This is a genomic window from Candidatus Aegiribacteria sp. (assembly GCA_021108005.1).
Lineage (GTDB): Bacteria > Fermentibacterota > Fermentibacteria > Fermentibacterales > JCC-6 > Aegiribacteria.
Genome location: JAIORS010000155.1, coordinates 1 through 20,814, shown reverse-complemented (window position 1 = coordinate 20,814; position 20,814 = coordinate 1). Strand labels below are relative to the sequence as shown.

Here is a 20,814-nt window from a genome sequence, read left to right as displayed (position 1 = left end):
TTAAATTACCTTCCTTTTTTCCCCGCTAAACTTTTTTGATATCTGTAAAGAGTTCTTCATGCCATACTGAATTTAGTTTTTTCAGTATATCCTTTTTCCTCAATCCTATTTCCATTGAAGCGGCAGGATGTTTTATACGCAGCAGCAATATTGATCCATCGTAACCTACCGGATTAGTATAAGCCGCAAGTTCCTTTCCAACGATATCTTCCCACAGCATTACCGCCTTGTTCCTTTTCTGATAATCATCTGGCTTATAATCACCAAGAACTTCGTTTATCAGACCGTCGATTTTTCGCAAGGTTTAAGTTATCCCAAACTATTCTTCTATTATTTTTGACAGCTTTACCGGCATTATGAGAGCAAGATAGAAATCAATTCCTTCCGTTTCTTCAGCGTCATTCAATACAACGGCAGTATTGCTGTCCTTCATTTTCATAACTATCCTTTCACAGCTCATATTGCGAAGGATTTCCATAAGAAATATACCATTGAAACCGATCTGGAATGGGTTGCCATCAAATTCAGCATCAAGTTCCTCGTGTGCTTCTCCGGCATCAGCACTCTCCGCATGAATCAGAACTTTATTTTTTTCAAGTGAGAATTTTATCTGATGTGTAGAAGGATTTGCCATAGTTTTTACTCTTCTTAAAACAGAAATCATATCCAGCCTGTTTGTGATAAGAAGACAGTCGTTATCATCCGGAATTACTTTTCTGTACGGAGGGTATTCACCATCTATGGTCCTGCTGAAAATTATGGTATCATCAAATTCAAACGATATCTGAGATCCTTTATACCTTATGAGAACATCACCATCTGTGGATAATTTCGCGAAAAGATTCAAAGCTTTCTGTGTAACGAGAGCATGAATGTTTACCTGCGAAGGCATACTGCCAAGGGTTATACAGCTAAGCCTGTGCCCATCGGTTGCAACCATTTCAAAACCGTTTTCACCAATATCAAGAAGGGCTCCGTTAAGTGTTGCCCTGTAATCGTCCTTCGCAACAGCGTAAGAAGTTTTTCTTATCGCGTCGGAAAGAACATCTACAGGAACAGTTACCGGTTCAACACCACTTTTTGAAGGAAGTGACGGGAACTGCTCACTCGAGTTGCCACTTAAAGAAAACGAACCTTTTCCACAATTTATCGATATTCTATTTCCGGTACCGCTGAAACGCACATCTTCTTCCGGAAGCTCTCTAACTATTTCATGAAGCTTTTTTCCGGGAAGCGTGATTGAACCGGAAGTAGTCACCGATGCAGGAATTGTTGTAATAACCGTTGTGTCCAGATCGGTAGCGGACAAGCGTAAAGTGTCTCCTTCAGTTTCAAGAAGCACGTTTGTAAGATATGGTAAACTACTTCTTGTGGGTAGAGCGGTTGCGACACAATTCAAACCTTTAAGCAAGTCGGAATGGTTGACAAGAAGTTTAATCATGAGATTTCCTCCAGCTTTATAAATAGAATAGTTAGAGAGCAATAATAATAGTTATTATACATGTGGATATGTGGACATGTCACATGAGGAAAAGCGAAGAGGAATTTGTGAGTGTTGAAAAGTTGTGGATAATGATATTGTGGGAAAAGACTTTTGAACATCATGGAAAATTGAACGATCAGGAAAATAAGTTCTGCACAAAAATAGAAGTTGGGTTTACTGGTGTTAGATGGAAATAAGTTTTCTCTTTATTTCCTCGATTTTGCTATTAAGATTCGGATCATTTTGCTTGAGTTCTTCTATTCTGTCAATGGAGTTAAGAACTGTGGAATGATCCCTGCCTGAGAAAAAGGAACCTATATCCTTAAGAGACAAAGAAGTAAGTTCTCTGATAAGTGACATGGCAACCTGTCTTGGTACAAGAATACTCCTCTTTCTCTGTTTTCCCTTCAACTGGCTTGGAGAAACATCAAAACTCTCGGCAACCACAGAAGCGATATTACCAGCAGTCAGTCTTCTTGTTATTGTTCCGAGTGAGGAACTGATTTCTTTCTGTGCAAGATTCATGTCCACACTGCATCCTGTAAGTCTGGACATGGCAGCAAGCCTGTGAATTACACCTGAGAGTTGTCTTACGTTTTTCCTTATTGAAGACGCTATATAATCAAGAACATCGTGACTTACATCAAGTTCTTCATCTTTGACAAGAAGCTGGAGTATGGCCAGACGTGTTTCGTATTCGGGAGGTTTTATATCGGCGACAAGCCCCCATTGGAAACGGCTTATCAGTCTTTCAGGCAGATCCTGAAGTTCGTGTGGTGGTCTATCAGATGTAAGAACAATCTGTTTACCATGCTGGTGCAGTTCGTTGAAACGGTGAAAAAACGCTTCCTGAGTCTCAACCTTGCCCTTAAGAAACTGAATATCATCAAGGAGAAGATAGTCAATACCCTGAAAAAGTTTCCTGAATTTTGTGTAGTCATTCTGAATTACACCTTTTATAAAAGTTTCAACAAGGAGTTCAGTTGAAAGGTAACTGAAAGTTTTCTTAGGATCATCCTTTCTAAGATGATGCGCTATGGCCTGGATAAGATGTGTTTTTCCAAGACCTACTCCGCCGTAAATGAAAAGAGGGTTATAGGTTGTTGAATCGATATCGCGGCTTACAGCAAGCGCGCCAGCATGGGCAAGCTGGTTGTTGGGGCCGACAATGAAATGTTCAAAGGTGTAATTTGATCGAAGAAAAGTTGAATCTGAGGAAGAAACGCTGTTTGATGAAATCCTCTCAGTTGTGGAAGGACCAGCTTTAGCAGGATTTCCTACAAACTGAAGAGCGAGTTCGTTAATTCCGGATATATCACGGACAATATCTTCAAGCATATTGCCGAAACGTGATTTAGCATGTCCAGCAACGAAAGAATTTCTGAATCTTATAACAAGACGGGTTCCATTGATGTCTTCGTAGGATGAATTTTTAAGCCATGCGTCAAATTCGGTAGATTCGAGATTCTTTTCAGCCTCATTAAGACAGCTGATCCATAATTCGGAAGGATTGAAAGATTCCATATGCATTCCAATCAATAACTGTAGCTTAAGATAAAGGCTCGCAGTAAAAAGCGTTGTTTATCCACAGAGATATCCACAGCGATAGAAACAGGTAAATAAGTGACATTAAAGAAATTAGACAATAAACAAACATATAGTAAAGAAGAGATGTTGATAACCTCTGAACATGCAAATGGAGTTGTCCCAAATACTTGACATAAATGATTATATTGGCTAGCTTTCACAATCGTTGACTCCAGAGAATGATATTTACTGACTATTGAAACTGATGCAATAATCACGCCTTCGTCAAGGCGAGTATTCGGGAAAGAGTGATTCTTAATGAAAAGAACATACCAGCCAAGCAAACTGTCGAAAGTAAGAAGACACGGATTCAGGAAAAGAATGTCGACGAAAAGCGGCAGAAGAACGATAAATGCAAGGAGAAGAAAGGGTAGAAAAAGATTGATACCCTGACAGAAACTGGGAGAACCCTGAAAAAGGCAGGCCAGTTCAGAAGGGTTTTCAGAACTGGTAATGCTTTCAGGGGTGTTTCATTCAGGGCGGTTTACGTAAAGAATACCCTGGGATTTATTCGCCTGGGGTTTTCTCTTTCCGCAAAAAGTGGAAACGCGGTAAGAAGAAATCTGATTAGAAGAAGGATAAAAGGGCTGGCAAATGAAAAAAGAAACATGGTGGGAGCGGACATAGTTATATTACCGGCAGGGAAACTGAAGGATGCAAAATGGCCGGAAATACGTGATGAATTTGGAAAACTGATATCAATAATAGGAAACAATTCCTGCTGAAACATGTCAAAGCCAATGAGTAAAAAAGACGGTAGGTTAAAAGAAATAACAGAGTCTTTGCTCATAGGTACAATAAGAGGATACAGGAAGTTCATATCACCAATGTTTCCGTCAAGCTGCATATACAAACCGACATGCAGCGTTTATGCGGAAACTGCAATAGGGAGATACGGAATATTGAAGGGATCAAAACTGGCGATACTGCGTATACTCAGATGCCATCCATTCAGAAATGGCGGATATGACCCTGTACCCGATAAATGGGAGAATCGTAAATGAGTGATCAGAAAAGACTTCTATTGGCAGCCGCATTGATGGCGGTAGTACTGTTTGTAAGCTGGCAGTTTATGGGAAAAACAACAACTAATGACAGTGCAGAAAGCACGGTACAGACAGTACCGCAGATTTCACAGGAACAGCAAACGATTGAGGAAGATGAACATACGGTCGAAATAGTACAGGACAGTTTACAATCTGATTCATCAGGCAAGAAAGATATAACAGAAGAATTGCCCGATGAAAGAGTAATTACAGTAATAATATTCGATGAAACTAATGAAATCGTAGAAGCGGAGATATCAACAGAAGGCGGCACTGTAACCAGCTGGAAACTTCTTCAGTACGAAGATATGCCAGGTGTCGAATCTGATGGGTGTGTAAATTTTAACGGGAACAGTTGGATAAGGAACAGTACTGATTACGAAACTTCATCGAGCGATACGATTGTTGTAAGCGAAAACCCGGAAACATTAGTGTTCAGTGATCCGTCAGGTGGAGGAGAGATACGATACACATTCACGCCGGGTAGATACGGATTTTTACTGGAAACAGACAATAGTGATGAAATAACAGTACTGAACTCAGGGATATTACCGGTAAGTGAGACAAATTCGAATGTTTCAAGATATTTCAAAGCACAGTGGAATGCGGAAAAGGTAAAAGATAGAAAATCCAGTAGCATTACTGAGAATGTGCAAATAGGGAACGTTGAATGGATAGCTTCCAGGTCACAGTACTTCGCGGTTATAATGATGCCTCAATCCTATGAAAGGGCATACGGTTACCTTTACACAACAGACGAAGATGAATCACCGTCCATTGGGCTGCAGGATGCAAAAATATTCGTTTACGCAGGACCTCTGGATTATGGAAGACTAAGATCCCTGGGTAGAGACACAAGCAGACTTGTTGATTTTGGTTGGCCGATAATAAGAGATATCGGAAGGCTTCTTTATTGGTTCTGTACATCGGTAATATCATTTGTCGGCAACTGGGGCATTAAGATCGTACTGATGGCTGTAGTGCTGAAGCTTGTTCTCATGCCGCTTACCTCGAAGAGTTTCAAATCAATGGCAAAACTGAAGCAGGTACAGCCAAAGATGAAAGAACTGCAGACGAAGTACAAAAGCGATCCCAAAGCACTGCAGAGCGCAATGCAGAAACTTTACAGGGAAGAGGGTGTTAACCCGCTGGGAGGCTGCCTTCCAATGCTGATGCAGATGCCGGTTTTCTTCGCACTTTATCGAGTACTGGCGAATTCAGTGCAGTTAAGGGGAGCGCCGTTCATGTTATGGATAAATGACCTTTCAAAACCGGAAATACTTATATCCTTCCCGTCACCCATTCTTGGGCTTCACGGCATAGGGATTCTTGCTCTGATGATGGGTATAGCGATGTTCGTGCAGCAGAAGATGACAATGACGGATCAGAGCCAGAAGGGCATGATGTACATGATGCCCATTTTCATGACATTCCTCTTCATGAGATTCCCCGCAGGACTTACTCTTTACTGGTTTACAAACAACCTGCTTACAATATGGCAGCAGCAGCTTATTAAGAACAAACTGGAGGCGGAGCAGGGCTGAAGCTGAACTGAAAAATGCCTAAAAAGGAAAAATCAAAAAGAGATAAAGAATCTGCTGAAATTATCTGCGCATTAGCAACCCCCGAGGGAACTTCCGCCTTATCAGTAATAAGACTGAGCGGTAAGGGATCTTTCGAGATTGTTGAAAAAGCAATGTCACTCGAAAGATACCGACTGAGAGGAATGAGAAGGAAAGTCGGTAACGTAACTGAAAACGGAAGACCAATTGATGAAGTTGTCGCCATCTCGTGGCCGGAGGGAAGAAGTTTCACCGGAGAGGAAATGGTAGAGATTACATGTCACGGGATTCCTTCGTCGGTAAGAGAAATAATTGAGCTGCTGATAAGGAAAGGGGCAAGGAGGGCGGAACCGGGGGAATTTACAAGAAGAGCGTTCGTTAACGGAAAAATGAACGCGGTACAGGTTATAGCTCTTGCGGCATCATGGGATACGGAGAAGGATACAAAGCAATCAGCGGGAGACACTGTAAACCAATGCAGAAAGATGCTGAGGGAAATAGAAAGAACAAGAGAACTGGTTGAAGGCAATATAGAATTCGGTGACATTCATCTTGAAGTTGACAAAGAAGAAATAGAGAATGCTTTCAGCGAGCTGGTTACAAAAGCGGAGGAATTCAAAGGAAGAACCGTATCACTTGAAAAGAAGCAGAGAGTCATGATAATGGGTCCGGCAAACTCAGGGAAATCAACACTGTTCAATGTATTGACTGGAAAAAAAGCGGCGCTTGTATCCGACGAACCGGGAACAACAAGAGATGGTTCAACAGGTTTTGTAGAAATAGAGGGAAGAAGAATTCAGCTCTGCGATACGGCGGGTACAGATGGATTAGGATTGGACAAAACAGCATCGGAATCTGTTATTAATGGGCTTGAAGGAACTGACAGAGTAATCTGGATGTCAGAAGGAGGAAGAATACCACCGGATGACAGGGTAAGGAAAAAGACCAGGGAAATAATAGAAATAGAAGCAAAAAGTGATATCAATGAAAGAAAAGACAAAAGCGAACTGCTAAGAGTTTCATCGCTAACCGAAGAGGGAATGGAGGAACTGAGAAAACTAATCTCAGAATTTCCCGGAAGCATGTCTTTATCAGGTGTAGCGAAAAGAATTGAAGAAGGAATTAAAGAAGCGATGGAATACTTGTCTTCAAACGAGTACGACATGGCAGCAGAGCTTCTTAAAGAAGCCGAAATAGAGATGAGACGATTGCTTGGTAAAGGGGAAAACATCCAGTTAAGTGTGGAAAGAGCTCTTGCCGGTATGTGCGTGGGTAAATGAAGGAAGAATACGATGTAATTGTTGTGGGTGGTGGACATGCGGGAATAGAAGCGGCGCTTGCAGCAGGAAGAATTGGCTGCAGCGTCCTTTTGATATCAGCAAAAAAGAGCAGAATAGGAGAGATGTCATGCAACCCGGCAATAGGAGGAATTGCAAAAGGTACAATAGTACGTGAAATTGACGCAATGGATGGCTCAATGGCGAAAACAGCCGATGCCACGAGATTGCAGTTCAGAATGCTTAATAGAAAAAAAGGGCCGGCTGTATGGGGGCCTCGGGTTCAGTCGGATGCAGATGCCTACGCCAGGGAACAGCAGAGATACCTTGGTGGAAGCTGTGTAGACATTCTGGAGGACGAAGTAACAGAATTAGAGGGTAAAACTGAAAGGGTTGAAGGGGTAAGGTGCAGGAAGAACGGGAAAATAAGAGGGAAAACAGTTGTGCTGGCAACAGGAACGTTCCTGAAGGGAAGACTGTTCAGGGGAGATGAATTGTGGAAAGGCGGAAGAATAGGGGATATCTCTGCCGATTCGCTTGAAACGGACATTGTTAAGAGAATGTTCCACGTGGAACGTTTTAAAACCGGAACACCGGCAAGAATAGTAAGAAGCTCCGTAAATACAAACGATCTGGAAATACAGATGTCGGAGAATACGGATTTCAGTTTCAGTTTCGATAGTGGCATTCTTTCAGATAAAGAAGAGGTTTGTTACACGATAAACACAAATAGAAAAACCATGGAGATTGCAAAGGGATATCTTCATCTTTCACCTCTTATGGCAGGAAGAATTGAAGGAACTGGCCCAAGGTACTGTCCCAGTTTCGAGGATAAAGTTGTAAAATTCCCGGATAGACTCAGTCACAAAATTTATGTTGAACCAATGGGATACAGATCAGGATATTTCTACCTGAACGGTCTTTCAAGCAGCCTTCCAAGAGAAGCGCAGGAAAAAATGGTGAGATCGCTGCCGGGATTCGATAAAGCTGTAATATCTGATTACGGATATGCCGTGGAATATTCGTACTTTCACTATTCAGAAATAGATAACACACTGAAGCTTAGAAGATCAGAGAATATTTTCATAGCAGGGCAGATATGCGGAACGTCCGGGTACGAGGAAGCAGCGGGCCTGGGACTGATAGCCGGAGCGAACGGAGGAAGAACGGCAAAGGGTATGGAACCGGTAAAGATGTCCAGGATGCTTTCCTATATAGGAGTAATGATCGATGATTTGGTCAGAAAAGGAGTCGATGAACCATATAGAATGTTCTCCTCAAGGGCAGAAAACCGATTGCATCTCAGGCAGGACAATGCCGATAGAAGAATATGCGCTGAAGCTAGCAGAACGGGAGTACTCTCAGAGAAGAAGAAAGAGAAATTACTTGCAAATATGAAGGAAGCGGAAAAAATCAGGAGTATTCTTGAAAGAGAGACGGTTGATGGCGTAAAAATGTTGAAGTGGTGCAGAAGAACCGGCAACAGTACGGAAAATGCTGTTAAAGAGGTTCCGTCTTTGTATGGGGTTGAAAGAAGCATTCTAAGATCTGTAATGCTGGATGAGAAGTACAGCGGTTATATAAGAAGGAATCTGAGAAGGAATGAATCAAGAAAAAATGCAGATATGATCAGTCTCATGGAAATTAACTCCTACATGGAGATTGACGAAATCTGCTGGGAAGCAAGAGAAGCGTTGCAGAAAGAAAGACCAAAAACTCTTGCTGAAGCGGAGAAGATACAGGGAATAAGGCCAACCGATCTTCATGGACTTTTAATATACCTGAGCAGAAAACGTTCCACGTGGAACACTGCGGAAGGAGCCGAAAGGTAAATGACTTCACTTCCTCTGCCATTTCCTCCCAGGGGAACCATGGAGCATGATCTTGAAGAACTGGGTGTAGATATTGATGAAAAGCAGTACGAACTCTTCGGAAAATTCGCAGGAATTCTTCTTGAAAGATCTTCCAGGGTAAATCTGATAGGCCCCAAAGAAAGACAGAGGCTTTGGAGCAGACATTTCATGGAATCCATGTTGTACGGTTTTCTGGTTGATATCAACAGGACTGTGGTAGATATAGGGAGCGGAAACGGATTCCCGGGGATTGTGCTTGCGATTCTGGGATTCAGAATGATCCTTCTCGAACCAAAGAGAAAAAAGCACCTTTTCCTTGGCTATGCAATAAGGGAGCTTGGTCTTGAAAACTGCGAAATTGTTCCCGCAAGACTTGAAGATTTCAATCCGGGTAATGAAGTAAAGCAATTCGTAGCAAGAGCTGTTGCTCCTCCGGATTCGTTGCTTGAAACTATAGGAAAAATCACAGGGAAAGGTTCTGTATTCGTATACAGGCAGCCGGAGATTGCAGAAAACCGAAAGTATGAAAATTTCATTGAACTCAAATACCCACCGCTTGACCGTGGCGGATTTCTGGTGCAGTATCGTCTCTGATTCTGACTGACACAAGAACAGTGTAGAATACTCTTTACATCATGATAGTTCAGAAAAGGATTTGCATGACCGGAACAAGAATAATAGCCATTGCCAACCAGAAAGGTGGTGTTGGAAAAACAACAACTACCATCAATCTTGGCGCGAGCCTGGCAATGAATAACAGCGAAGTTCTGATAATAGATTTTGATTCACAGGTAAACGCTACCGCAGGCCTAGGTATCAGCCAGAACCTCGAAAAAAATATCAGCACACTTATTCTCGGGGAGAACAGCCTTGAAGAAGTAATGAAGAAAACCGCTGTTGAGGGGCTTATGCTGATTCCGGGATCAAGAAATCTCTCCGGTCTTGAAATAGAACTTGCCGGGGCTGAGTACAGAGAATATCTGTTAAAAGAAGCTATCGAAGACAGCACAGGCAGTTTCGATTATGTACTGATAGACTGTCCTCCTTCGCTGGGCTTAATGACTATAAACGCTCTTGTTGCCTCAAACGAAGTTCTTGTAACCCTTCAAAGTGAATATTACGCCCTTGAGGGTCTTTCTCATCTGATGGATACTGTTAAGAACGTTAAGCAGCTGTGGAATCCAGGGTTAACAATAAACGGCGTTGTTCTTACAATGTTCGACAGAAGGTTGATACTAAGCCGCGATGTTGAGGAAGAAGTGAAAGGATTTCTGGGATCAACGCTCTATGAAACAAACATCCCGAGAAACGTAAAGCTCAGCGAGGCACCGAGTTACGGTATGCCCGTGCTGCTTTATGACGCGAAATCAAAAGGCGCGTTAAGCTACCTTAACCTGGCCAGGGAGGTGATGAAAAGATGACAAAGAGAAAGCGCAAGGCGCTTGGCAAGGGAATGGATGAGATATTTCCGGGAATCAGGGAAGACGATACCAGAAATCCCCGGGAAGTAAACATAGAGCTTATTGACCCAAATCCATTTCAGCCAAGGAAAGAATGGAAAAAGGAGGAAATAGAATCTCTTTCGAGATCCATAGTTTCTCAGGGTATCCTTCAGCCTCTTATAATAAGAAAATCAGGTAAGCGTTATCAGCTGATTGCCGGAGAAAGGCGTCTCAGGGCGGCAAGTACAGCAGGTCTGAAAAGAGTTCCCGTAGTTGTCAGGGAAGCTGATGATCAGCAGATGCTTGCTCTTGCCCTTGTTGAAAATATCCAGCGACAGGATCTTGGTCCGGTTGAAAAGGCCGAGGCTTTCAAAAGGCTCTCTTCCGAATTTGGTTTGACACAGGAGGAAATGGGAGAAAAAGTTGGAATGAGCCGATCGTCAGTTGCTAATTTCCAGAGGCTTCTGGAACTTCCAGAACAGGTTCTTGACATTTTAAGGGCCGGCCGGCTGACCATGGGACACGGGAGAGCCTTGCTGGGACTTGATAACAAAGCCATGATTCAGCGTATAGCTGTTAACGCGGCAAAACGGAGTATGTCTGTAAGGATGCTTGAAGAGAAGGTTAGAAGGCTTAATGTCCCGGAGAAATCAGAATCCAGCTATTCTTCATCAATGGAATCCGCTGAGACAAGGAAGCTTCAGGAGACGATGCAGAGAATTCTTAAAACAAAGGTCAGGATAAAGGGAAAGGGAAAGACCGGAAGAATAGAGATAAGCTACCACAGTTTTGATGAACTTGACAGGATTCTTCTTTTTATCAAATCCGGGTCAGAGAGTTAAGCAAATAGTTGACCATAAACAATTCATAAAATATACTCGCTGAAATAGTTTTCTAACCAATAGACAGATCTGAAAGGAGTACGAATGGCACATACAATAAACGACGAATGTATCGCATGCGGAGCATGTAAACCCGAGTGTCCCGTTGATGCGATAACTGAAGGGGATAAATACTCGATCGACCCCGATACATGCATTGACTGCGGAGCATGTGTTCCAGCCTGTCCTGTAGGAGCAATCGAGGCTCCATAAATCCGGACAGAGATACAGTAAAGATAAGCCGCCTGAATAATCTTTCAGGTGGCTTACCTACCAGTTGAAATCAGCTATTTCGCTTTCTTTGAACTGTTCAGACAGTTCTCTTAATGTAATTCCCCTGTAATGTCTAAGAATCCAGCGTAGTTTTGAAATTGTATTCTTACCGGAATTGTGATGTTGCCTGAACCTCTGAACGAAACTCATTCTTCTTGAGATATTCATCGAATCTATCTCCCAGGGATGGAAATACAGAACCGGGGTGATATTTAAATTTGACAGCTTTTTAAGCATTACTCTGTGTAATAATTCTGGGTAAAATCTGAGATAAGCTCCGCCTGCAATAGGTATCTTTTCTCCGGCCAAAGGTATTGAAGCAAGCGGAAGTTCAATGATGGAAGACTTTTCGCCATTGAGTTTGAATGGTCTCAGCGGGGCTTCCGGTGTACCGTAGCGGAGTTTGAACATAGGGTATACACTGCTGTCGTAACTGAACCCCCTCGATCTGATTTCGTCAACTGCCCAGGACGTATCTTTCCTTAATGAAAAACTGGGAGCCCTGAATCCGACAGGCTGTGGAATTGCGAGAGAGGCAAGAAGCTTGAGGAAACGATCAAGGTTTCCGCTGAACTCCTCCCTTGTCAGCGAATTCAGTTCCTCATGATTATATCCGTGGTAACCTATTTCATGGCCTTTTTCCAAAACTTTGTAAACTAATTCAGGGTGACGCTCGACGATCCAGCCGAGAAAGAAAAAAGTAGCTTTTGCTTTATGTTCATCCAGGATCTGGAGGATGTTATCAATGATAATGCTTAACCTGTCATCGATCCTGTCCCAGTCTTGCCGCGGGTACCACTTCCTTGCCGCATACGTCTGGAACCATTCCTCGACGTCGAATGAGATCGCGATATCCGGACGTTTTTTCATAATACCAGTTATTTTTCCACCCATATCCCGGAATCTCAGAACATCCTTCCTTGAAGGAAAAGTATTGACAGTAGCCTTTTCCGGAAGGTTAGGAAGTAGCGTATAATCGCCTTTTTCAAGAACATTAAGCCCTTCGGTTACTATTTCGGCGGCAAGTTCCTTTGTTGTGCTCAGGAGTTGGTGAAGAGAGGTATCGTTTATTGAACAATCGATTTTCTTCTGTATCAGTATTCCACCCGCATCAAGTTTGGGAACCATTTTGTGAAGTGTGACCCCCGGTGTATCCCCGTGGTATAGTGACCAGAATGTTGGAAGCATTCCTCTATTCGCAGGAAGAAGAGCTGAATGCACGTTCCAGGCTCCCAGCCGCGGTATTTCAAGGGTTTTCCTCTTCAATATCTGCGGACATGCCATGGAGATGAAGAGATCGGGATCAAGGGATTCAAGATATTCCCTGGAGTGCTTTGAATTCAACCTGTCTAGAGTTGAATAACCGGCATGTTCCCTTGTGGCAGTCTGTTTCAGAGAGTGGGAAAATTTCGTGGGAAGCCTCAGCTTTCCCGATATCTTCAGCATCAGGAAACAGGAAAGTTTAGAGAAGAAACAGAAAAACCCATAAAGGGACATGTAGCGATTGAAATTTACAGAAAGTTTTTTAAGAGAGCCGTGTCCCTGAATAGAAATAACCGTATATCTGTTGAAAGGGCTTTTTCTGATAATACATGCAATAGTTCTTGGGATGTTGAAAGGTTCGTTATCACACAGAAAAACCACATTCATGGCGGGCGATGCTATTTTTGTATACAGCTCGAAAAGATCATCAACCATCTTCGATGCCGAAAACGGTTCAATATCCTCATCTACATGAGCGATTAACTCCTTCGTTTTCTCCGGGGAATCTAGAATCCTGATTACATCAGCCACCAGGGATTCGATATCGCCTTCAGCGGATAGAAAACCATTACGTCCGCACTTTATCAATTCGTGTATTCCGCCCACATCAGTTGAAACAACCGGAACTCCGGCCGCAAGGGATTCAAGAAGAGCTCTGGGAAGACCCTCGGTGCGTGAAGTAATCAGAAATGCGTCGAATGCCGGTAGAATCTCCACAACATCCTTCCTGCTTCCAAGCAGAACGATGTTATCCTTCAGATTAAATGAGTCAATCAGTTTTTCAGTCCGGATTCTGAGCGGACCGTCTCCCACGAGGAAGAACACTGTTTTCGGTTTCTTTTCAATTACTCCCGCAGCGACCCTGACAAAGATGTCCGGAGCCTTTTCAGGACAGAATCGCATAACAGAACCCACGACATCCATTTCATCACCGATACCCAGCTTCCTTCTGGCTTCAGCCTTATTGCCCCTTGCCGCACGGAATTTATCGAACTCAACGCCACTCCGAATTATCCTGTAATCATCGAGATACCCTATTCCGTGATGCAGAGCCTTGTCCCGGTCTCGGGGACTGACGCAGATGTTTAAATCCGCGAGATTAAAACCGATTTTCTCGAGCGAGACGTAAACAAATTTCTTCAAGGAATTCATTGACTTGTAAAATGGCCAGCCGTGGGCGGTCTGTATTACTTTTATACCGCCGAAACAGGAGGCCGCTATCCTGCCGAGAAATCGGGCTTTTGATCCGTGAGTATGGACAATATCGTAATTGCCTTTGCTTATAACTCTTTTGATCTCAATCAGAGCCAGAAAATCGCAAAGTGGAGAGATGTTCCTCTTGAGGTGAGGAATCGTAATAATATTAAGGTTCCACTTCTCTCCGAGAGAAAAAAGATCCCCCTCCAATGGTCGCTCAGGGCCTGTAATGATATCTGAATGGTAGCCTTTCCGCGAAATATCTCTTGTCGATATCAGAGTATTTAGCTGAGCACCGCCAACAGCCAGCTTTGTAATTATGTGAAGTATGCGAATCTGACCATCAGTCATCAGTTGGACATGTCCACATCATCTGCATTTGTACAAGGTCTGCAGGAAAGGGCGAAGAGGTAGAAAATAGCGAGTATCACAGTAAGGCCGGAGTAGAATATAGGGCTAAGGAAAACGCAGCCTGTGGCCCAGAAAGCAATAAATGGTATAGAGATACATTTGAAATGTCTGCTGACAGTCCAGTTTTCACGCGGGGGGCAACTTGAAAAATCACGGAAAAGATCCTCCGCGATGCTGAAAAGTATCACCGAGATGGCAACAAGTACAAGGTGAAGAACCATTCCTCCCGTAAGCATCCGGCTGTTTATTCCCGCCAGCAGTGAGGTGAACGCGGGAAGAAACATCAATCCGGCAAGTAGAAAAAAGAACCCTGTTACAAGCATTCTATCAGCGTTGAGAACACCGTATCGCTTTTTAAGTTTTGTCAGCACACTCCGCATAAGTATTCTGGATACTCTGAAAAGCCCGAAAACACCGAGAATCACTAAAGCAACAAGAGCATAGTCTATAAGTCTCTGACCCAAAAACATCCTCCGGAGAAAGTAAAGAGAATTCAACAATCAAAGCAATATACTCCCGTCAGGAAGCTTCTTCAAGTATTGAGGTCGCGGGTCTGGAACTTGTAACCAACGAATGTGAATATAAGAGTAAGTACGATCGTTATAACCAGAGCAGCGCTTGACGACTTCGTATATGCTCCTATCGCGTCAAGGAAGCCGACCATGTTCAGCATGATTACCGCAGAGCCGGCAGCTATGTATGCTCCCGCGATTGCGGTCAGCAGAGAAATAATAGGGTCTTTGTATACCTGTACAAGAATTCCCGCCAGCAGAGAGATTCCGGCATGAGCTATTCCAGGAATCGAAGGGAAAAGTCCCCTTGCTATAAAGAGGCCTATAACAGCTCCGGCAAAGAACATCGATACTTTCCAGGCTAAAAGCCCCACCGCGGCTCCAGCAGCTCCCGCCACCCACGGTATCCATGGTGACGAAGCCATGGTTCTGCCCATGATATCGGACAGGAGAACTGCTCCCCACGTGTATCCTATAAAGAATCCGAAGATAATGACTATTACGCCAAGCAGTTTCCTTCCAAGGAGACAGAACACCAGTCCCGCCAGAAAACTGACATACGGTAAAGTAAAAATATCCGCTTCGAGGATTGTATTCATCGCCTGCTCCCCCCGGTTATCATATCAAGAAGCTGCTCCAGTCCATCGATAACCAATTTGCTTTTGATATCAAGGTTCCTGTTGTAATGATTCAGTACAAGTACACTGATAAACCCTCCCCCCTCAGCTGCAGTTATGCCTTTCCACGAGTCCTCGAACACAAGAGTCGATGAAGGATTGCAGCCAAGTATTGAAGATGCCCGCAGGAAAATGTCCGGAGATGGTTTTTTTCTGAGTCTGTCTCCACCAACTACGAGGGGGACCGGCGCTCCTCCCGCAATCAGGATCTTCCGGACGAGATTGAAAGGAGTATTGGAAGCTATTCCGTAGGGGCGTTTAAAAGAAAATTCCTTTGAGGAAAGAATTTCAAGCAGTCGCGCGGTCTGTGGAAACAGAGGAACAAGACCATCATTCACAAATCCCTCGTAGGCTTTCTTTTGTCTCTTTCTTATGCGCTGGATATCCAACCCCTCCAGACCGCACCTGAGAATCTCGCCATCAAGACCTTCTCCGAGGGAGGACCAGTATTTCCAGTAGTCCTGCTTCGAAATGCAATGATTCCACGGTTCAAGAGCGATGTTCCATGATTTTCTGAAAAATGGTTCACTGTCCGCAAGTACACCGTCGAAATCGAAAAGAACCGAATTGGCCGTACTCCATGCGCACTTTAGATTGGACGTAACAGGTTTAGTATTCATGCTTTACCACCATACCGTTAAATATCGCCTTGGCTGCAAGAAATTCACTCTACATAATACAAAAAATGACAGATATCAGACCACTGCAATAGTATACTCTACCCTGTCATTTACGGTAATCCAAGCTCCGGGATTCATTCTATCAGGGAGGTTCACTTGTTCAGCAATTTCAGTGAAATCAGACAGGCTGCCAGGGAGATTTCAGACGCAAGGGTCGCTATACCAATGGGTCACGACGCATCTTCAATTGAAGCATTGATAACAGCTTTTGAGGAAGGACTTTCATCAGCGGTGATAGTAGGTCCAGCGGCCGGTGTCCGGGAAACCCTCCGTGAACTGGGAAGGGAATTGCCCGATGGAATAGAGATCGTGAATTCTGAAGATCCCGAAAAAGCCGCACTGGAAGCGGTAAGACTTGTGAGATCCGGAGAAGCCTCCATTCTCATGAAGGGTCTTCTTAAAACCTCCATTTTCCAGAAGGCGATGCTCGATAAGGAAAACGGTTTGAGAACAGGCAGAATTCTTAGTCATGTTGTTGTGCTACACATTCCCCGCCAGGACAGGCTTGTGGCGATCTCCGATGGTGGAATGAACATAACGCCGGACGAAGAAGCTATCAGGCAGATAGCGGTGAACGCCTCAGATGTGATAATAAAACTTGGAGCCGAGAAGCCTCTTGTCGCATTACTTGCGGCAATTGAAGTCCCGAACGAGAAAATGCCCGAAACGGTAATGTTCGCAAAGATATCCGCAGATGGAATTCCGGGCTTGTCCGTAGCCGGCCCGGTTGCCGTTGATGGAGCCATGGATCCGGAAGCAGCCGCGATTAAGGGAATGAATGGAGAAGTGGCGGGAAGAGCCAACGTTCTGATAACTCCGGACATCTCGTGCGGAAACATTTTCGCGAAGGGACTGATGTACATGGCGAACGCGGAAGCGGGGGGAATAATAGCGGGAGCCGCCGCCCCTGTGGTCATGCTTTCCAGGTCTGATAAAGCCAGGACAAAACTTAATTCGCTGGCCCTTGGAGTAGTGGTGTCTGGAGGTAACAATGGCTGATGAAGGAAGGCTGATACTTGCCATAAATCCGGGGGGCACATCCACAAAGGTCGGACTGTTCAGGGAAACAGAGCTTCTATTCGAGAAAAGTATAAGACATATGCCGGAAGAACTGGCGGAGTTCGATACAACATTCGACCAGCAGGATTTCCGCAGAAGTATAGTTCTTAAGGCTTTAATCGAGGCGGGGTACAATCTGGAGGATCTCGATGCTGTTGTTGGCCGCGGTGGCGCGTTCAAGCCACTTGAAAGCGGAACCTATGAAGTCAACGAAACTCTTGTTGAAGATATAAGGGATGGCTCAACTCTTCAGGCGGACCATCCTTCCAATCTTGGTGCTCTGCTGGCGAGTTCTATCGCGAATACAGCGGGAATCAAGCCCTTTATCGTTGATCCCGTCTGTGTCGATGAAATGATAGACGAGGCCAGACTGTCCGGTCTTCCCGCACTTGAAAGGACAAGCCTGAGCCACGCCCTCAATATTCGGATGGTAGCATACAAAACTGCCGCGAAGCTTGGGAGAGAACTAAGCGAACTGAATCTTGTTGTACTTCACCTTGGTAGCGGGATATCAGTAACCGCTTTGAGAAAAGGCAGAATGATAGATACGAGCCAGGCCAACGATGGAGGCCCCTTCAGTCCCCAGAGGGTCGGGTCACTACCTACAACCGGGCTTGTAAAGCTCTGTCTATCGGGAGATTACACCTGGAAGGACATGAAAGAAATGCTGCTGAAACGCGGCGGACTCATAGCGTATACAGGTACAGATCATGTAGGTGAAGCCAGAAAGCGGGCGAATGAGGGAGATAAGGACTGCGACCTGGCATTGCGGGCGATGGCATATCAGATAACAAAGGAAGCCGGAGCTATGGCTGCGGCGCTTGCAGGAAAAGTTGACGCGGTCGTTATTACAGGAGGCATAGCTAACAACAGTTGGATGACAGATACGCTTGGACATAACCTTGAGTACCTCGGAGAAATCATTATCTTTCCGGGGGAAGAGGAACTTGAAGCACTGATGAGAGGTGTCCTCAGGGTTCTCGATTCCGTTGAAGATGTAAAAGAGTACAGATAAATAGAAAGAAAGGCGGCAAATGAGGAAGAAACTGAACACTATAAAGGAAGGAACCCTCCTTCTTTCGGGTAACGAAGCCATTGCCAGGGGCGCCTGGGAATACGGAGTCCATTTTGCCGCGGCCTATCCCGGAACCCCCTCGACCGAAATTCTCGAGACGATAGGCGAAGAGTACGATGAGATAGATGCTCAGTGGGCTCCAAACGAAAAAGTGGGAATGGAAGTAATCGCCGGCGCCTCCTTCGCGGGAGCACGCGTACTTTCCGCAATGAAACATGTGGGTCTTAACGTAGCCGCTGACCCCTTCTTCACACTCAGTTACATCGGGGCGACGGGCGGTATCGTAATAGTATCCGCCGATGATCCGGGCATGCATTCCAGCCAGAACGAGCAGGATAACAGGTTGATGGGCAAGGCCGCAAAGGTAGTGATTCTGGAACCCTCTGACAGCCAGGAAGCCAAGGATATGGTTGGAGAAGGCCTGAGGATCTCAGAAGATTTCGACACCCCTGTTCTTCTCAGGGTGACAACAAGGATCTGTCACTCCAAGAGCATGGTAAAGGTCGGCCCGAGGAAAGAAATTCCCATAAAGGGCTATGTGGGTGATATTAAGAAAAGGGTTCCAATCCCAGCCCACGCAAGAGCGATGCACAGCAGGGTTGAAAAAAGGCTCGAAGATATTTCGGTCTGGGGTTCGGAATGTTCTTTGAACAGAATAGAAAAGAGGGATACTTCCCTTGGTATAATTACAAGCGGCATATCCTACCAGTACGTCAGAGAAGTAAGCCCCGAGGCCAGCGTACTGAAGATAGGCATGTCCAATCCGCTACCCTGGAGCCTTATAGAAAAATTCATCAATATGGTTGACAGGATCATCTTCGTTGAGGAAAACGATCCCTACCTTGAGGAGAACATCAGGGCGCGGTTCCTCATTCGGGCGGATGGACAGAATATCATCCCGATAGAGGGAGAACTCAATCCGGAAATCGTAAGGAAAGCTGTTCATCCGGGCACGACAAAAGAGGTAACCTTCAGTGAGATCGAACTCCCGGCCCGTCCTCCCGCGCTGTGTCCGGGATGTCCCCACAGAGGAGCGTTTTACTGTCTGAGCAAACTCGGCGGCAGCTCAACGGGTGATATAGGCTGCTATACACTTGGGCTGATGCCCCCCCACAGCGCTCTGGAGACAACTGTATGCATGGGGGCCTCAATAGGTGTGCTCAGCGGTATTGAAAAGGCAACCGGGAGAGAAGAAATGGGAAAACTGGTTGCGGCCATAGGGGAGTCAACATTCGTTCATTCGGGAATAACCGGGCTCATTGATATGGTGTATAACGGCAATACGGGAACTGTAATGATTCTGGACAACAGCCTTACCGCCATGACCGGAGGGCAGGAAAACCCCACAACCGGTAAAAACCTTCGAGGAGAACCCGCTCCGATCCTGGACCTCGAGCAGATGGTTGCAGCCTGTGGAGTGAAATACATTCGCGTAGTGGACCCACACGATTTACCGGAGATGGAAGAAGCTCTCAAAGAAGAAATGGCCCGTGATGAACTCTCCGTGATAATTACACGGAGACCCTGCATAATGACTTACAGACCGAAGAAGAAAAGTGTAGCAATACTTGACCCCGAAAAATGCATCGGCTGCAAACTGTGCATGAAACTGGGCTGCCCCGCTATCAGCTGGGATGTCGATAAGCCTGATATCAGCAGCCTTCTCTGCTGGCCCAACTGCGATCTGTGTGTTCAGGTATGCCCTGTAGACGCCATCTCCAAGGATATGGGAGGACTGCAATGAAATCCGTAACCAATGTTATCATATGCGGAACCGGAGGACAGGGTATTCTTCTTGCCAGCGAAGTCCTCTGCGCGGCTGCCCTTCGCGCACGGAACGATGTCAAGAAAAGCGAAGTTCACGGAATGGCTCAGCGAGGCGGAAGTGTATCGAGCCACGTCCGTTTCGGGGAAAAGATATACAGCCCGCTTGTTGAGAAGGGATGCGCGGATCTGATCCTTTCTATGGAGAAGATGGAAGCGCTAAGATGGTTGCCGTACCTTGCTCCCCATGGCAAACTTGTAACCTGCGATTTGAAAATCAACCCCATGACCGTTAACACAGGCGTTGCGGAGTATCCGGATGTAAACGCGATTATTGAAAATGAACATCTTCCGGTAAAACTCGTTCCGGCTGTGGAGATTGCAGAGGAGCTAGGCAACCTCAGGGTAGTGAATGTCGTACTTATAGGCGCGGTATCACCCCACCTGCCCATCGATGAAATCCACTGGAAAAAGGCGATAGAAGAGCGCGTGCCGCCGAAGGCGCTGGAAGTGAACCTTGAGGCATTCGGGAGAGGAAGGGAACTCTTCGGGAATTAACAGGAAGAATTAAAGAAAGAGCTTTACTCCCCGGCCAGAGTAAACGCCCTCCGCACGATATCGTTACCTGCTGTCATCCTTACGTAGTAGGAACCTGACGGCAAACCTGAGACTTCGACCTCATGAGTGCCCGGATCCATTTCTCCATCAACGGGCAACGCTCTCAGTCTTCCCGCAAGATCGTAAATGGAAACGGTGACAGGCCCCGATTCCG

22 protein-coding genes are annotated in these 20,814 nt (G+C 45.2%); 14 read left to right on the top strand and 8 right to left on the bottom strand.

Features of this window, described 5'->3' with window-relative positions; genetic code table 11:
- Positions 1–25: 25 nt before the first annotated feature.
- From K8S15_09700 to dnaA, 3 genes are all read right to left on the bottom strand, one after another.
- Positions 26–301: a DUF721 domain-containing protein gene (locus K8S15_09700; GenBank protein MCD4776307.1), complete on the bottom strand. Its 276-nt coding sequence runs from the start codon at positions 299–301 to the stop codon at positions 26–28.
- A gap of 18 nt (positions 302–319) precedes the next feature.
- Positions 320–1,441, bottom strand: a complete 1,122-nt coding sequence (gene dnaN / locus K8S15_09695; GenBank protein ID MCD4776306.1) for a DNA polymerase III subunit beta — start codon at positions 1,439–1,441, stop codon at positions 320–322.
- A 225-nt stretch (positions 1,442–1,666) separates the two neighbouring features.
- On the bottom strand, positions 1,667–3,007 hold the full coding sequence (gene dnaA / locus K8S15_09690) for a chromosomal replication initiator protein DnaA (GenBank protein MCD4776305.1): 1,341 nt from the start codon (positions 3,005–3,007) through the stop codon (positions 1,667–1,669).
- Between the two features lie 321 nt (positions 3,008–3,328).
- Between dnaA and rpmH the strand changes: the two genes are divergently transcribed.
- The 10 genes from rpmH (at position 3,329) to K8S15_09640 (ending at position 11,344) form a co-directional block, all read left to right on the top strand.
- The gene (gene rpmH / locus K8S15_09685; protein ID MCD4776304.1) at positions 3,329–3,463 is read left to right on the top strand and encodes a 50S ribosomal protein L34; all 135 of its coding nucleotides are present in this window, start codon (positions 3,329–3,331) and stop codon (positions 3,461–3,463) included.
- Positions 3,451–3,795: a ribonuclease P protein component gene (gene rnpA / locus K8S15_09680; GenBank protein ID MCD4776303.1), complete on the top strand. Its 345-nt coding sequence runs from the start codon at positions 3,451–3,453 to the stop codon at positions 3,793–3,795. The genes rpmH and rnpA overlap by 13 nt, the downstream gene beginning before the upstream one ends.
- A gap of 15 nt (positions 3,796–3,810) precedes the next feature.
- Positions 3,811–4,074 (top strand): membrane protein insertion efficiency factor YidD, encoded by a 264-nt coding sequence (gene yidD / locus K8S15_09675; protein MCD4776302.1) that lies wholly within the window; start codon positions 3,811–3,813, stop codon positions 4,072–4,074.
- Positions 4,071–5,660 (top strand): membrane protein insertase YidC, encoded by a 1,590-nt coding sequence (gene yidC, locus K8S15_09670; GenBank protein ID MCD4776301.1) that lies wholly within the window; start codon positions 4,071–4,073, stop codon positions 5,658–5,660. The genes yidD and yidC overlap by 4 nt, the downstream gene beginning before the upstream one ends.
- A gap of 14 nt (positions 5,661–5,674) precedes the next feature.
- Positions 5,675–6,958, top strand: a complete 1,284-nt coding sequence (locus tag K8S15_09665; GenBank protein MCD4776300.1) for a 50S ribosome-binding GTPase — start codon at positions 5,675–5,677, stop codon at positions 6,956–6,958.
- Complete coding sequence (gene mnmG, locus K8S15_09660; GenBank protein ID MCD4776299.1) at positions 6,955–8,787, top strand: tRNA uridine-5-carboxymethylaminomethyl(34) synthesis enzyme MnmG; 1,833 nt, start codon at positions 6,955–6,957, stop codon at positions 8,785–8,787. The genes K8S15_09665 and mnmG overlap by 4 nt, the downstream gene beginning before the upstream one ends.
- Complete coding sequence (rsmG, locus tag K8S15_09655; GenBank protein MCD4776298.1) at positions 8,788–9,402, top strand: 16S rRNA (guanine(527)-N(7))-methyltransferase RsmG; 615 nt, start codon at positions 8,788–8,790, stop codon at positions 9,400–9,402. It abuts the gene before it with no gap.
- A gap of 65 nt (positions 9,403–9,467) precedes the next feature.
- Positions 9,468–10,229, top strand: coding sequence for an AAA family ATPase (locus K8S15_09650; GenBank protein MCD4776297.1), 762 nt, complete (start codon positions 9,468–9,470; stop codon positions 10,227–10,229).
- Positions 10,226–11,092: a ParB/RepB/Spo0J family partition protein gene (locus K8S15_09645; protein MCD4776296.1), complete on the top strand. Its 867-nt coding sequence runs from the start codon at positions 10,226–10,228 to the stop codon at positions 11,090–11,092. Before K8S15_09650 ends, K8S15_09645 begins: the two co-directional genes overlap by 4 nt.
- A gap of 84 nt (positions 11,093–11,176) precedes the next feature.
- Positions 11,177–11,344: a 4Fe-4S binding protein gene (locus tag K8S15_09640; protein ID MCD4776295.1), complete on the top strand. Its 168-nt coding sequence runs from the start codon at positions 11,177–11,179 to the stop codon at positions 11,342–11,344.
- 57 nt (positions 11,345–11,401) lie between these two features.
- Here the strand turns inward: K8S15_09640 and K8S15_09635 are convergent, their stop codons facing one another.
- The 4 genes from K8S15_09635 to K8S15_09620 form a co-directional block, all read right to left on the bottom strand.
- Positions 11,402–14,215 (bottom strand): glycosyltransferase, encoded by a 2,814-nt coding sequence (locus tag K8S15_09635; protein MCD4776294.1) that lies wholly within the window; start codon positions 14,213–14,215, stop codon positions 11,402–11,404.
- Positions 14,215–14,739, bottom strand: coding sequence for a hypothetical protein (locus K8S15_09630; protein MCD4776293.1), 525 nt, complete (start codon positions 14,737–14,739; stop codon positions 14,215–14,217). The genes K8S15_09635 and K8S15_09630 overlap by 1 nt, the downstream gene beginning before the upstream one ends.
- Positions 14,740–14,807: 68 nt before the next feature.
- Complete coding sequence (locus K8S15_09625; protein ID MCD4776292.1) at positions 14,808–15,386, bottom strand: hypothetical protein; 579 nt, start codon at positions 15,384–15,386, stop codon at positions 14,808–14,810.
- Positions 15,383–16,084, bottom strand: a complete 702-nt coding sequence (locus tag K8S15_09620; GenBank protein ID MCD4776291.1) for an HAD family phosphatase — start codon at positions 16,082–16,084, stop codon at positions 15,383–15,385. Before K8S15_09620 ends, K8S15_09625 begins: the two co-directional genes overlap by 4 nt.
- 156 nt (positions 16,085–16,240) lie before the next feature.
- Between K8S15_09620 and K8S15_09615 the strand changes: the two genes are divergently transcribed.
- From K8S15_09615 to K8S15_09600, 4 genes are read left to right on the top strand one after another with little or no spacing between them, the layout of a single operon-like run.
- Positions 16,241–17,143, top strand: coding sequence for a phosphate butyryltransferase (locus K8S15_09615; GenBank protein MCD4776290.1), 903 nt, complete (start codon positions 16,241–16,243; stop codon positions 17,141–17,143).
- Positions 17,136–18,218 carry a butyrate kinase gene (gene buk, locus K8S15_09610; protein MCD4776289.1) on the top strand — a complete coding sequence of 361 codons (1,083 nt, stop codon included), beginning with the start codon at positions 17,136–17,138 and terminating at the stop codon, positions 18,216–18,218. Before K8S15_09615 ends, buk begins: the two co-directional genes overlap by 8 nt.
- Before the next feature lie 19 nt (positions 18,219–18,237).
- Positions 18,238–20,022, top strand: a complete 1,785-nt coding sequence (iorA, locus tag K8S15_09605) for an indolepyruvate ferredoxin oxidoreductase subunit alpha (protein MCD4776288.1) — start codon at positions 18,238–18,240, stop codon at positions 20,020–20,022.
- Positions 20,019–20,600 (top strand): indolepyruvate oxidoreductase subunit beta, encoded by a 582-nt coding sequence (locus K8S15_09600; GenBank protein MCD4776287.1) that lies wholly within the window; start codon positions 20,019–20,021, stop codon positions 20,598–20,600. Before iorA ends, K8S15_09600 begins: the two co-directional genes overlap by 4 nt.
- A gap of 23 nt (positions 20,601–20,623) precedes the next feature.
- Here K8S15_09600 and K8S15_09595 read toward each other — a convergent pair.
- Positions 20,624–20,814: T9SS type A sorting domain-containing protein (locus K8S15_09595; GenBank protein MCD4776286.1), on the bottom strand; the 191-nt coding region annotated here is incomplete at its 5' end.